The 13,418-nt window shown below is 74.3% G+C and carries 9 protein-coding genes and 1 pseudogene; 3 read left to right on the plus strand and 7 right to left on the minus strand.

All coding sequences use genetic code 11. From position 1 onward, the window contains the following. Positions 1-118 precede the first annotated feature (118 nt). Together BU204_RS02025 and BU204_RS38810 are read left to right on the plus strand one after the other, a co-directional pair. A complete protein-coding gene (locus tag BU204_RS02025; RefSeq protein ID WP_143229256.1) occupies positions 119-1,159 on the plus strand; it encodes a hypothetical protein in 1,041 nt (346 codons plus the stop codon). Positions 1,160-1,194: 35 nt separating this feature from the next. Next, the gene (locus BU204_RS38810) at positions 1,195-1,935 is read left to right on the plus strand and encodes a hypothetical protein (RefSeq protein ID WP_143229257.1); all 741 of its coding nucleotides are present in this window, start codon (positions 1,195-1,197) and stop codon (positions 1,933-1,935) included. On the opposite strand, the gene BU204_RS39855 is transcribed toward BU204_RS38810, so the two are convergent. Continuing rightward, a complete protein-coding gene (locus BU204_RS39855) occupies positions 1,826-3,781 on the minus strand; it encodes a hypothetical protein (RefSeq protein ID WP_075123771.1) in 1,956 nt (651 codons plus the stop codon). The genes BU204_RS38810 and BU204_RS39855 overlap by 110 nt on opposite strands. 99 nt (positions 3,782-3,880) lie before the next feature. On the opposite strand from BU204_RS39855, the gene BU204_RS02035 reads away from it, so the two are divergent. Then, positions 3,881-4,264 (plus strand): VOC family protein, encoded by a 384-nt coding sequence (locus tag BU204_RS02035; protein ID WP_158073383.1) that lies wholly within the window; start codon positions 3,881-3,883, stop codon positions 4,262-4,264. A 14-nt stretch (positions 4,265-4,278) separates the two neighbouring features. On the opposite strand, the gene menC is transcribed toward BU204_RS02035, so the two are convergent. The 6 genes and pseudogenes from menC to BU204_RS02065 form a co-directional block, all read right to left on the minus strand. Continuing rightward, entirely contained in the window at positions 4,279-5,385 is a 1,107-nt protein-coding gene (menC, locus tag BU204_RS02040; protein WP_075123772.1) for an o-succinylbenzoate synthase, read from the minus strand. Continuing rightward, complete coding sequence (locus BU204_RS02045) at positions 5,382-6,272, minus strand: GNAT family N-acetyltransferase (RefSeq protein ID WP_143229277.1); 891 nt, start codon at positions 6,270-6,272, stop codon at positions 5,382-5,384. Before BU204_RS02045 ends, menC begins: the two co-directional genes overlap by 4 nt. A gap of 23 nt (positions 6,273-6,295) precedes the next feature. Continuing rightward, positions 6,296-7,402, minus strand: coding sequence for a M20/M25/M40 family metallo-hydrolase (locus BU204_RS02050; protein ID WP_198942747.1), 1,107 nt, complete (start codon positions 7,400-7,402; stop codon positions 6,296-6,298). A 17-nt stretch (positions 7,403-7,419) separates the two neighbouring features. Then, entirely contained in the window at positions 7,420-10,728 is a 3,309-nt protein-coding gene (locus BU204_RS02055; protein ID WP_075123774.1) for a serine hydrolase, read from the minus strand. 14 nt (positions 10,729-10,742) lie between these two features. After that, a pseudogene (locus BU204_RS02060) lies at positions 10,743-11,426 on the minus strand (ABC transporter ATP-binding protein); the annotation flags it as partial. A gap of 41 nt (positions 11,427-11,467) precedes the next feature. Further along, positions 11,468-13,417: a dipeptide/oligopeptide/nickel ABC transporter permease/ATP-binding protein gene (locus BU204_RS02065; RefSeq protein WP_075123775.1), complete on the minus strand. Its 1,950-nt coding sequence runs from the start codon at positions 13,415-13,417 to the stop codon at positions 11,468-11,470. Between the last annotated feature and the right edge of the window lies 1 nt (position 13,418).

Here is a 13,418-nt window from a genome sequence, read left to right on the forward strand (position 1 = left end):
TTCGCCGCTCCTGGAACTCACCGCCAGATATCCGCACTCATCGCTCACTGATCGCGCAGCGCTACAGGACCCGTACCCTGTTCACCACAACATGTGACCACGCCGGGGGTGCCGACCAGTGGACCAGCGAGCTGCCGTGGCCGGTTCGCGGTCCACCCCCACGGGCGAGGGCTCCGGGGCGGAGCTGCTCGCACTGGTGCGCTCGGTCGGGTTCGCCGGGCGGATTCCGGACCTCCGGCGCCGGGCCAGGACCTACGTCGCCACCTACGACGCGATCGTTCCGCCGATCGTTGAGTCCACTGTGGATGATCCGGTGCGGCGTGCGCACGTCGTGGCGGCACTGCGCTCGGCCGGCGTGAAGCTGTGCTTCCTCATCGCCGGGTACGCCGCGACGGCGGGCATCCCCCTTCGGGTCGACCTGGGCGTGCTGGCCGGCGTGGTCACCCGCGCCTACGACGACCTGCTCGACGATCGTGACGAGAACGGCGGTGGCGAGAACGGCGGTGGCGGAGACAGCGCCGAGCTGGACCGACGGCTCGCGGAGCTCTTCGCGGGCGGCAGCTTCCATCCGGTGGGTGACCTCGAGCGGCTGTTCCTCGGCATCTACCGGGAGGTCGAGCGGCGGTTGGACCGCCCGGCGAGCGACCCGATCTTCGCCGCCCTGCGCCGGTTGCACGAGTTCCAGATCCGCTCGCGGCGCCAGCGCGACCCGGGCATCCCGAGCGCGGAGCTGGCCGAGGTCACCCGCGGGAAGGGCGCCTATGGCACCGTCGTCATGTTGGGGCTGGCGAGGCCGGCGATGGGGGAGGCGGAGATGGCGCTGCTGCGCGAGCTCGGCGGCGTGCTCCAGCAGCTCGACGACTGCCAGGACGTCGAGCTGGACCGGCGGGCCGGGGTGACCACGGCGGCCACCCGGGGACAGCTCACGCTCGGTGACGTCTGCCGCCGGCTCCGTGAGCTGGCACCCGTGCTTCGGGCACACTACGGACGAGTACGACCGCTGTACGCCGTCGTCTACGTCTACCTCTGGTTCTGTTTCGTCCGCAGGCGCTGGCCCCGCCTCGGCACCGGACACGGCGCGGCTCGAACACCCTTTGGCATCCTGCTCCGACCCGGCGACAATGTGGGGCAGCGGGCCAGCGACCGTCACGAGCGGTGACCGGATGGCGATCCAGCGGGTGGGGAGGTGCGGCAGTGGGAGGTGGACCGTCCGGCGGGACCGCGCCGCTTCGCCCTGACCTGGCGATCCCGGTGGCCGGTGCCCCGTCGCCGGTGCTGTCCGGGCTGTTCGCCGGGCACGAGCCGGCCTTCGACCGGGCTCGCCGGCGGAGCGCGTGGGTCGTCGCCGCCGCGGCCGGGCTCCTGGTGGCCGGCCAGTTCGCCGTGGTCGACCCGCTGCGCGAGCCGGTGACCGCGCTCGGTGTCGTGCTCGCGGCGTGCGCGTCGGTGTGGCTGGCGTCGCTGATGGTGCTGGAGCGCCGGCAGCGGGACTTCGCGCGCACGTGGCTCGCCGCGCGGACGGCGTCGCTGCGCACGAGCGAGTTCGAGATCGTCCGATGCACCGCCGGCGACCGCGCCTACGACCTCAACGACGCCGAGTCGACCGCCGAGCTGTTGCGCAGCTCCGCCGCCGACGCGCGCCTGGTGCTCGAGTTCGCCTACCCCCCGGCGAACCTCGAGCGCGCGCACCGCCGGATGCGCGAGGTGCAGATCCGCGCCGTGCTGCGGGGGCGGTCCCGGGCGAGGATCCGGTTCCCGGCCGCTCGCTACGGCCTGGACGCCACCGGTCGCCGAACCTTCTGGCTGCTCGGCGTGCCCGCCGTGGTCACCGCCGCAGCGCCAGCCGGTCCCGCAGCAGCTCGTGGCGGAACTGGTAGTACGGACCGGCCAGCCGCAGCACCCCCAGCCGGTGAGCGTCCGCCAGGAACGACATGAGCCGCAGCGGCGTCGAGCCGCGCAGTGCCAGCCAGATCCGGGTCGTGTTGAACCGGCCGGACGCGCTCGTCGCGTGCACGACCAGGCCGAGTCCGCCCGCGCCGAGCACCGCGCCGACCCCCACGCCGAGCAACGCCACCAACACCGGGTGCTCGACCGGCACCGCCAGGTTCGCGGCGCCCAGCACGCCGGCCAGGGTTCCGCCGACCGCCGCACCGAGGACCGCGCCGAGCACCGCCGCGGACAGCACCGCGCGCCGGTCGCCCCGGACCAGGGTGTCGGGGGTGACCGCCTCCTTCGGCTCGGTCGGCTCGGTGAACCGGCGGATCACGCCGAACGCGACGCCGAACACCAGCCCGACCACCGCGCCGTAGGCAACTCCGTAGACCGCGGCGACGGCGATTCCGCCGGCCGCGGCGCCGATCAGCCCGAACATGAGGTCGCGGCCCACCTCGTTGCGGCGCAGTATCCGCGGCACGAACCGGCGCGGCGCCTCGGCCGGCAACAGCCCGAGCAGCGCGCCGCCGCCGACGCCCACCGCGAGCCCGAGCAACGCACCGAGCCCCGGCCGGCCGAACAGCCCCAGCAACAGCCACCCGAGCAGCGTCGACAGCGTCCCACCGACCATGATCCCGTTGGCGACGAACACCCAGCGCGGCACCGTGCGCCACAGCTGCCACCAGGCCAGCTCGCGCTCGTCGAGGCGGGCCAGGAACGCGAGCCAGCGCTCGGCGCGGGCCGGGTGCCAGCGACGCGGTGCCCGGGCCGGAGTGGACAGCGGTGAGGGCGGACGCGTGACGAACGCCTGCCGGGTGAACTCGTCCAGCAGCCGCGCCTCGACGCGCTCGGGCGTGTCCAGCTCGAGCAGCTCGGCCGGGTCGGTGTCGGGCTCGCTGTAGGTGGTGCGGGCAAGGGAGAGCATCAACGGCGTGCGCAGTGCCTCGGCGAGCGGGTCGGAGACGCGGTCGGACAGCCGGTCGAGCACCTGCTCCCACTGCTCGAGCCGGTCGCTCGCGGCGGAGTCGAGCAGGTAGCCGGCGACCGCGTCGTCCTCCAGCGGGAGCAGCGTCACCACCTGCGACTCGCGGATCGGCCCGCCGGCGTTGGCCCGGTCGAACTCGCCGCTGCGGCAGGTGAGTACGAGCGGCTCGGCGACCCCGCGGTCGGAGTCGAGCGCGCGCAGTGCCGCTCCCCGCCGCCGGTCGGCCATCTCGTCGAGCCCGTCCAGGACGGGCAGGATCCGGTGCTTGGCGAGCAGGTCGCGAACGGCGGTGGCACCGAAGCGGGACTCGTTGCCGAGGAACGGGTAGGTCTCGAGGATGCTGCGCATCAGCCAGGCGTCGAGGTTCTCCTTCGGGTTCCACGCGGAGACCTGCAACAGCACCGGCACCCGGGCGATCGTCGGGCGGCGGAGCAGCTCCAGCAGGAGGAGCACGCACAGTCCGGTCTTGCCGGCGCCCGGCTCACCGACGACGACGAGCCGCCGAGGAGCCTCGGCGTAGTCGGTGACGAGCGTGGTGAGGTCGACGACGGTGCGGCCGGTGCGGCACCGCACGGGCAGCCGCTGCCCGTCGTCGAGCAGGCGTCGGCGCGCCTCGGCCTCCCATTGCCGGCGAACCTCCCAGGCGAGGGTGTCGGCCGCGTCGTCGAGCTGCGCGGCCGAGCTGGTCCCGGCGTCCCGGGACCACCGGGTGGCCGCGAGCAACTGGGTGAGCGCGGCGGCCCCGGACAGGACGGTGAGCAGCGTGGTCGTCGTGGAAGCGCCGTAGCGCAGCCACATCACCGCGAGACCGGCGACCAGCACGCACCAGACGGCGAGTTGGACGAGCGCGGCGCGTCGGGACATCTGGCCATTCAACCGAACACCGAGCGCTCACACCACGACACGTCTGGCGCACGGCGTCCGTTCGGGCCGGAATGATCCGGCTGCCGGTAGCGTGACGCCATGCACCGCAGCCGGTTCGTCGGAATCCTGATCGACACGCCCGCCGCCGAGGCCGGCGCGGAGGTGGACTTCTGGTCCGCCGCGCTGGGGGTCCCGGCCTTCCCGGCCCCGGGGGAGGAGCAGTTCACGGTGCTGGACCGGGCGGTCCCCGACCTGTTCACGGTCGTCCAGGCGGTCGAGGACGGCCCGCCGCGCTACCACGTCGACATCGAGACCGACGACCTCGAGGCCGAGGTCGCCCGGCTGACCGCGCTGGGCGCTGAGCGGGTGTCGGGGTGGAAGGAGGCGCACACGCTGCGCACCCCGGCCGGGCACATGCTCTGCGTGGTTCCCGTGCACAGCGATCCCGAGACGTTCGCCCGGCTGGCGCGAACCTGGCCCTGAGCCGGCGGCCGGGCTCAGGGGGTGAGCCACTCCGTCGTCGTGGTGACCTCGGCCAGGCGGTCCGGGTCCGGCGCCACGCCGAGACCGGGCCCGACCGGCACGGCGAGGTGTCCGTCGGCCAGGACGAAGGGTGTGGTGACGTCGGCCGCGTAGTAGCGGCCGGACGCCGACGTGTCGCCGGGGAGGGTGAACCCGGGCAGGGCGGCGAGAGCGACGTTGGCTGCCCGGCCGAGGCCGGTCTCCAGCATCCCGCCGCACCACACCGGCACGCCGTGCGCGACGCACACGTCGTGGATGCGGCGCGCCTCGAGGTACCCGCCGACCCGCCCGGGTTTGATGTTCACCACCTGGCACGCGCCCAGCCGGATCGCGGCCGCGGCATCGCGCGCCGAGGTGATGCTCTCGTCCAGGCAGACCGGCGTCCGGATCCGTCGGGCCAGCTCCACATGACCGAGCACATCCTCCTCGTCGAGCGGTTGCTCGATGAGGAGGAGATCGAAGTCGTCCAGCCGGGCCAGCTGGCGCGCGTCGCCGAGCGTGTAGGCGGTGTTCGCGTCCACCTGGAGCAGCACGTCGTCGCCGTAGCGCTCGCGGACCGCGCGCACCGGCTCGACGTCCCAGCCCGGCTCGATCTTCAGCTTGATGCGGACGTAGCCCTCGTCCAGGTAGCCGCCGACCGCGTCGAGCAGCTCGGGGACGCTGTCCATGATGCCCACCGACACCCCGCACGGAACCCGGTCGTGCACCGCGCCCAGCTCCCGCGCGAACGAGCGGCCCTCCGCGCGCAGCTCGGCGTCGAGCACCGCCATCTCCAGCGCCGCCTTCGCCATCCGGTGGCCCTTGAACGGCGCGAGCAGCTCCGCGACGGCGTGCGCGCCCGGCAGGTCGACACCGGTCAGCGCCGGTACGAGGAACCGGCGCAGCACGTCCGCCGCCGCGTCGGCGTACTCCGAGGAGTAGTGCGGCGTGTCCATCGCCACGCACTCGCCGAAGCCCTCGGCGTCGTCGGTCACGACCCGGACCAGCAGCACGTCCCGGCTGGTCTGGGTGCCGAACGAGGTTCGGAACGGCGCGACCAACGGCATCGCCACCCGGCGCAGTTCCACTCCGGTGAGCTTCACGCTTCCCTCCGCACGACGTACCAGCCAGTCCGGTCGAAACCGTCGATCCGGCCGCCCGCGGCGACCAGCCCTGTCAGCGCGTCCCGCAGCGCCACGCGCCAGCGCCGCGCCATGCCGGGATCGGTCACCCTGAGCTTCTCGATGTCCCCGGGGACCGCGACGAGCGAGACCGCGCGGTCCAGCGGGCCGGGCACCGGGGCGCCGTCCTCGCCGACGCGCAGCGCCACCCCTGCCCCGGCCGCGAGCTCGGTCTCGGCGACGGTGCCGACACCGCGCCCGGCGGCGGCCAGCGCCACGGCGGGGTCGCGCAGCCGCCAGCGCACCAGCAGCCGGTCGGAGTCCTGGTCGCCGTTGATCGCGTCGAGCATCGGGCCGTAGAAGTTCGTGAGGTACTCCGCTGGCCGTGCGGCCAGCTTCGCCAGGTTGAAGTAGGCGTTGCGCCCCACCAGCGGGTCGAACGTCCAGGCGATCTCCGACACCCCGCGGCTCAGCGCCCAGGCCCGCTGGTGCAGCTTGAGCGCGAAGCCGACGCTGCGGCCGGTGGCCGACGCCGACACCCCGGCGATGTGGCTGTGCAGGGCGTCCCCCGCCGGCGCGTGGAAGAACCCCACGCAGGCACCGACCAGGCGGTCGGCCTCGAAGGCGCCGGTCACGTAGTTGCCCGCCTTGGTGAACGCGCGCAGGAGCTCGATCGTCACCGGCGGGTTCGCCGAGCGGCCCCAGATCGTGGCGAACAGGTCCACCACCTGGTTGAGCTCGGCGAGATCGGTGAGCTCACGCACCGACACCCGGGCCGCCCTGGCCGCGGCCGCCGCGGTGTGCGCGGCCTGGTCCAGATCCGCCCCCACGGCACCGGGCGCCACGCTGATATCGGTCACGAGGTTCATGCTCCTCAGCTCGTCGGGTGTGGTCATGGTCGTGCCGCACCAGAGCCGGCGAGCGGGTTCGTCGGACCCACCAGCAGGTCCTCGACCAACGCGCGCAGCAGCGCCGTCCGGCCGGGCAGCTCCTCGACCAGCACATGCTCGTCGGCGGCGTGCGCCCCGCCGCCGACAGCGCCGAGCCCGTCCAGGGTGGGCGTGCCGACACCGGCGGTGAGGTTCCCGTCCGACCCCCCGCCGACCGCGGCCGCCGTCGGCTCCGGCAGCCCGAGGCGTGCCGCGACCCGCCGCGCGAGCTCGAAGAGCTCCGCCGAGGCCGACGCCTCCAGCGGCGGCCGGTTCGGACCCCCGACGACCTCGACCCGCGCACTGGGCAGCACCGGTCGCAGCGCGTGCATCGCCTGGTCGACGCGCTCCTGCTCGGCCAGGGTCCTGGCCCGCACGTCGACCGCGAACGACCCCGCGGCCGGGACCGTGTTGGTCGTCGTGCCGGCGCGGGCGGCGGTCGCGGTGACCGTCGTGCCCGACGGGTCGGCGAGCGTGTCGACGGCCAGGACCTGGTGGGCGAGCTCCAGGGTGGCGTTGACGCCGCGCTCCGGTTCGAGCCCGGCGTGCGCCGCGCGGCCCAGCACCCGCACCTCGTACAGCGAGATGCCCTTGCGCTCGGTCTTGAGGGCCCCGCCGTCGGCCGACGCCTCCAGCACCAGCGCGGCGGCGGCCGTCCGCGCCTCCTGCTCGACCAGCGCCCGCGAGCTGCGCGAGCCGACCTCCTCGTCGCCGGTCACGAGCAGGGTCACCCCGTCGAGCCCGGCCGCCGCGTGGAACGCCATCACCAGTCCGGCCTTCATGTCGAAGCAGCCCGGTCCGCGCAGTACGCCGTCCTCGACGGTGCAGGGGTGCTCGGCCAGGGAGCCGAGCGGCCAGACGGTGTCGTGGTGGCCGAGGAGCAGCACCCGCGACGGACCGTCCCCGAGCCGCCAGCGCAGGTGGGTGCGGCCGTCCAGCACGATCCGTTCCGGCGCGACACCGAGGCGCGCGGTGCCGACCGCGGCGACGACCTCGGCCGAGCGGGCGACGGCGTCGAGGTCCGAGGAGGGCGACTCGCACTCGACCAGAGCCCGGACCTCGTCCAGCATCTCGCTGAGGCCGGCCATCAGGACACCTTCGGCGTCGCCCGCGCGCCGTAGTGCACGTACCGCTCTCCGGTGGGCAGCTCGTAGAAGGTGACCGCCATCCACGTCTCCGCCTCCGGCGGCCGGATCGCGAACAGTGCCGGGCCAACCGGGACCAGCGGGTACTCGTGCACCGGGTCCGGTTCCAGCTCGGCGAGCGGGCCGGTGAGCGTCGTGCGCAGCACCGGCCCCTCCGGCCCGTTCTCGACCTCCGTGCGCACCCCGGCCCGCTCGTAGACCCCGACGAAGGGCGCCACGTCCACGGCCACCGGCTCCGCCGGTGGCGCGAACGGCGTCGGCATCGTGAGGCCGGCGAGCGCGGCGAAGATCTCCGGGTAGAGGTCGGCGTAGAGGTCGCGGGTGTGTCCGCCGTTGGTGAGCAGCGCGACGGCGATCCCCTCCTCGGGAAGGACCCGCAGGAACGCAGCCTGGCCCAGCGTGTTGCCGTCGTGGCCGAGCAGCCGGCGGCCGTCCCAGCCGAACCGGATCCAGCCCAGGCCCCAGGAGTCGCCGAGCACGTGCTTGTCCGGCAGGTCGGCCTCGTGCGCGGCCATGGCCGCGGTGCTCTCCGCGCTCAGGACGCGGGTGCCGTCGGCAGCGAGACCACCGGTCAGGTGCATCCTGGCGAAGGCCAGCACGTCGCCGACGGTGGAGGTCACCAGCCCGGCCGGGCCGATCGAGCGGGGGAGCCCCCAGACCTGGGCCGGCACGAGCTCGCCCGCACGCTCGTCGTGCCCCATCGCGGTGGCGAACATCAGCGCCTCCTCGGGCAGGGTCACGCTGTGCGCGAGGCCGAGCGGGGTGAACAGCCGCTCGCGCATCGCCTGGTCCCAGGTCTTCCCGGTGACCTTCTCGATCACCCGGCCCAGCAGGGCGTAGCCCGAGTTGCAGTAGCTCCAGGTGGCGCCGAGCGGATGGTTCTGCCCGGCGTCGCCGAGGACCTCGACGTACCGCTCCAGGCAGTCGTCGCCGCGGCCGGTGTCGGTGAACACGTCACCGTCGATGCCGCTGGTGTGGTTGAGCAGGTGCCGAACCGTGACCGCCTTGGTCACGTCGGGGTCGGCGAGCCGTAGCTCCGGCAGCACCTCGGCGACCGGGGTGTCCAGGCCGAGCAGCCCGTCGTCGACCAGCGCCATCGCCACCGTCGCCGTCCAGACCTTGGTGATCGAGCCGATCTGGAACAGCGCGTCGGTGCTGACCGGCGCGCCCGTGCGCACGTGGAGCGTGCCGTGCGCGACCTCGACCAGCTCGTCGTCGGCCCCGTCGGCCGCGAGGCGGAGGATGCCGAGCTGGGCGCCGGGCACCCTGTGCCGCTCGGCGAGCCGGGACAGCCGCCGCTGCCAGTGGGCGGCGTCGATCCGCGGGCGGCCGCCGCGGGTGACGTACTGCTCCAGCCAGTCGAGCACCCGGCGGTTGAAGTCGAGCCGCTGCGAGGGCAGGCCGGTCAGGATGAACAGGTGCGAGGCGTCCGGGTACACGACCAGCCGGGTGGGGACGCCGCGCTCGCGCAGCGCGGTGTGCCACTGCTGGGCCTGGCCGACCGGGCACCGCAGGTCGGTCGCGCCGTGGATGACCAGCGTCGGCGTGCGGACGTCGGCGACCCGGGTGATCGGGGACATGGCGGCGTAGCGCTCCGGATCCTGCCAGGGAGTGGCGCCCAGCTCGTAGGCGCTGAGGAGGTGGCAGTCGTCGCTGGTGCCACCCATGCTCGCCAGGTCGCTGACCGTCCCGCCCGCGACCGCCGCGGCGAACCGGTCGTCGTGGCCGGTGAGCCAGCAGGTCATGAACCCGCCGTAGCTGTACCCGGCGACCGCGAGCCGGTCCGGGTCGGCGAACCCCTCGGCGACGAGCTCGTCGAGCGGCTCGAGGAAGTCGGCGGCGTCCGCGACACCCCACGCGTCGCGGACACCGTCGTAGAACGCCTCGCCGTACCCGTCGCTGCCCCGCGGGTTGACCGTCAGTACCGCCCAGCCACGCTCGACCAGCTCCTGGTGGTAGAAGTGCATCTCGTCGGCGGCGGCGTTCCACGCGTTGTGCGGACCGCCGTGGATGTCGAGCAGCAGCGGCCGCGGCCCGCTCCGCGCCGGGTCGTGGCTCAGCCAGGCCTGGACGCGGGTCCCGTCGGAGATCGTGAACCACCGCTCCTCGCGGGGGTGCGGGCGCAGGCCCTCCAGCGCGGCGCCGTGGTCGGTCAGCACGGTGTGGTCGCCATTGACGAGGTCGACGACCACGATCTCGCCGAAGGACTCGGGGGTCGCGAGCGCGAGCGCCGCCCGGTCGCCCGCGACCGACAGCCCCGACACGACCCGGCCCTCGCCGTTGAGGACCGGGCGTGCGTCGCCGCCCCCCGCGGCGACCGACCACAGATGCGTACAGCCGTGGTCGCGGAGGCAGAACACCACTCGATCGCCGTGCTCCCGCGGCAGCCCACCGGGGTAGCCGGGGGCGCCGGGCATCACGTTGCGGTCGGTGGCGCCGGACAGGTCGTCGACGGCACCGGTGGCGGTGCCGTCGACGCCCACCCGGAAAAGGCGCGTGTGGCCGACGGGATCGCCGGACCAGCCCGCGACCAGCAGCGCAGAACCGTCGGCGACCCAGCTCACGGTGGCCGCGATGCCCTCCTCGAAGGCGAGGACGCGGGGCCGGGCGCGGGGGTCGTCGACCGCCAGCAGGTGGACCGGGGTGCGCCAACGCAGGTCGCTGTCGGTACCGGCACGACCGGGGAAGGCGAGCACGGTGCCGTCGGGCGACCAGGACGGGTCGCCGGCGCCGTCCGGTCCGTCGGTGAGCTGGCGGAGCTCGCGGGTGGCGAGGTCCAGGACGTGGAGCTGGGTGCGGACGGCGCCGAAGGTCCCGGCGCCGTCGGCCTGGTAGTCCAGGCCGTCGGAGACCATCGGCCCCGTCGCCCCGCCCGCCGGGTCGACCGGCGCGGCGAAGGCGAGCCGGTGGCTGTCCGGGCTCCAACACGGAGTGCCGGCGCCGAGCGGCAGCTCCGTCACGCGCTCCGGCTCGCCGCCGTCGGCGTCGAGCACGGCCACCTGGCCGTCGCGGAGGAACGCGAGCCGTCGACCGTCGGGGGACCAGGACGGCACCGTGTCGGCCGGCCCGGAGGTGAGCCGGCGGGGCGCCCCGCCCGCCGTGTCGACCAACCACAGCTGGTCGACGTTGCGGTCCTGTTCGATGTCCAGGGTGCGGAGCACGTAGACGACCCGGGTGCCGTCCGGGGACAGCGCGGGCTGGGACGGGACCGCGAGCTGGGGGAGGTCCTCGATGCGCATCCGTCGGGTCATGGCCGGCTCCTTCGCGTGGTCCGCCCGGGTACGGCGGCGAGCAGTTCGCGGGTGTAGTCGTGGCTGGGTTCGGTGAGCACCCGTGCGGTCGGTCCGTGCTCGACGACCCGGCCCTGTCGCATGACCGCGACGTGCGAGGCGACGTAGCGGACCACCGCGAGGTTGTGGGAGATGAACAGGATCGACAGGCCGAGCTCCCGCTGGAGCTCGCGGACCAGGTTGAGGACCGCGCCCTGGATCGAGACGTCGAGGGCGGAGGTGATCTCGTCGGCGATGATCACCCGGGGGTTCGCGCCGAGCGCTCGGGCCAGCGCGACCCGCTGCCGCTGGCCGCCGGAGAGCCGGGACGGGAGGGCGGAGGCCGCGGCCGGGTCGATGTGCACCAGGTCGAGCAGCCGCTCGACCTCGGCCCGGCGCTGCGCACGCGACCTCCCCGGCGGCATCGCCTCGGCCACGCTCTCACCGATCGTCATCCTCGGGTCCAGTGAGGAGTACGGGTCCTGGAAAACCATCTGCAGTGGACGGTGCCGGCCCCGGGTGGGGACCGGTGCGCCGCCGAGACTGATCCGGCCGGCGGTCAGCGGGGCCAGACCGACCGCCGCCTTGGCGAGCGTCGACTTGCCCGATCCCGACTCGCCGACGAGCCCGACCACCTGGCCCTCGGGAACCTCCAGGCTGACCCCGTCGACCGCGGTCATCCGTCCATAGCGGACGGTGACGTCCGCGAAGCTCAACCCGGTCACGGTGACTCCACCAGCTCGTCGGTGTTCCGGCCCGCCTGCCCGGCCGGCAGCGGCTCGCCGGCGTGCCAGCAGGCGACCCGGTGGTCCGGCCGCACCCGCGGATCGGCGACCAGCGGCGGGTCCTCGTCCCGGCAGCGGGCGGTGGCGAGCGGGCACCGGTCGGCGTAGGCGCAGCCCGGCGGCACGTCGGCCGGCGCGACCGGTCGGCCGGGGATCGTCGCGAGCGGCTCGGCCAGGTCCGTCGTCATGTCCGGCACGGCGGCCACCAGTGCCCTGGTGTAGGGGTGCAGTGCCGCCGTGGCCAGGTCGGTGGCCGGGAGGTCCTCGACGACGCGGCCGGCGTACATCACCATCACCCGGTCGCAGACCTCGGTGACCACCGCGACGTCATGGCTGATCAGCACGAGCGCCACCTCGTCGGCGGCGCGGATCGCGGCGAGCAGGTCGAGCACCTGCTGCTGCACGGTCACGTCCAGGGCCGTCGTCGGCTCGTCCGCGACGATCAGCGCCGGGGTGCCCATGAGCCCCATGCCGATCATCGCCCGCTGGCGCATCCCACCGGAGAACTGGTGCGGGTACTGCCGGGCCCGCGTCGGCGCGTCGGGGATGCGCACGGCGGACAGCCGGTCCACCGCGCGACGCAAGCCCGCGCGACGGCTCATGCCCTGGTGGTGGATGGCCACCTCGGCCAGCTGGCCGCCGATCCGGTGCGCCGGGTTGAACGAGGTCATCGGGTCCTGGAAGACCATGGCCAGCGAGGTGCCGAGCATCCTGCGCCGGACCGCGGTGTCCGGCGCGCGCAGGTCGTGCCCGAGCAGCTCCAGCCGCGCGGCGTCGACCCGGCCCTCGTCGCCCACCAGGCGGGTGATCGCCAGGGCGGTCAGGGACTTGCCCGAACCGGACTCACCGACGATGCCGACCGCCTCGCCGCGGCGCACCGAGAACGTCACGCCACGGACCGGTCGCACCGGCCCGCTGGCGCCGGGCAGGGTCACCTCGAGGTCGCGGACGTCGAGCACGAGATCGCTCGGTGCCGCTTCGAGCTCCGCCCCGCCGGTCTCGCGGTCCGACCGGTCCACCGGCCGGATCCGGGCCGTGCGGTGGACGGTGTGCGGCCCGGTACCCACGTCGACCCCGAGCCCCTTGGCGACCGACTCGCCGAACAGGTTGAACGCGAGCCCGGCGAGGAGCACGGCCAGGCCCGGTGCCAGCGCGGCCGCGGCGTTCACGTAGATGGCGCCGATGCCGTCGTAGAGCAGCCGGCCCCAGTCGTAGGAGGGCGGCTGGACCCCCAGCCCGAGAAAGGACAGAGCGGAGAACGACAACAGCGCGCTGCCGGCGCCGATCGTCGCGTTGACGACCAGTGGCTCGGCGATGTTCGGCAGCACGTGCCGGAACAGGATCCGGACCCTGCCCACCCCGGCGATCCTCGCCGCGGCGACGAAGTCACGGGCGGCGACCCCGGCGACCAGGGTCTGGGTCAGCCGGGCGAAGCCCGGTGCCCCCGCCAGCCCGATGGCCAGCACCGCCCCGGTGGCGCCGACGCCGAACACGACGGCGAAGAACAGCGCCAGCAGCACTCCCGGGAAGGCGACGGCGATGTTGACCGCCGCCGAGACCAGCCGGCCGAACCGGGAGCCGACCAGGAACGGCAGCGACCCGAGCAGCAGGCCGACGACCATCGAGATCACGACGGCGAGCAGGGCGAGCATGATCGAGAGCCGGGCGGCGACGAGGACCCGGAGCAGGATGTCCCGGCCGAGGTTGTCCGTTCCCGCCCAGTGCTCGGCGGAGGGCTGGGCCAGGATGTCGTCGGTGTCGACCGCCTCGGCGCCGGTGCCCCACAACACCGGACCGAGGACGGCCAGGGCGAGGACCGCCACCACGAGGACCGTCGCGGTGAGACCCAGGGGGGTGCGTAGGACCCGCCTCCAGCGTCCGTGCACG

The sequence above is a fragment of the Actinophytocola xanthii genome, from assembly GCF_001921205.1.
Lineage (GTDB): Bacteria > Actinomycetota > Actinomycetes > Mycobacteriales > Pseudonocardiaceae > Actinophytocola > Actinophytocola xanthii.

Bases quoted from the DNA above. Each gene is read 5' to 3' on its own strand.
- BU204_RS39855 (WP_075123771.1), bottom strand. From the start codon at position 3,781: ATGTCCCGACGCGCCGCGCTCGTCCAACTCGCCGTCTGGTGCGTGCTG.
- BU204_RS02035 (WP_158073383.1), top strand. From the start codon at position 3,881: ATGCACCGCAGCCGGTTCGTCGGAATCCTGATCGACACGCCCGCCGCC.
- BU204_RS02045 (WP_143229277.1), bottom strand. From the start codon at position 6,272: ATGAACCTCGTGACCGATATCAGCGTGGCGCCCGGTGCCGTGGGGGCG.
- BU204_RS02050 (WP_198942747.1), bottom strand. From the start codon at position 7,402: ATGCTGGACGAGGTCCGGGCTCTGGTCGAGTGCGAGTCGCCCTCCTCG.
- BU204_RS02055 (WP_075123774.1), bottom strand. From the start codon at position 10,728: ATGACCCGACGGATGCGCATCGAGGACCTCCCCCAGCTCGCGGTCCCG.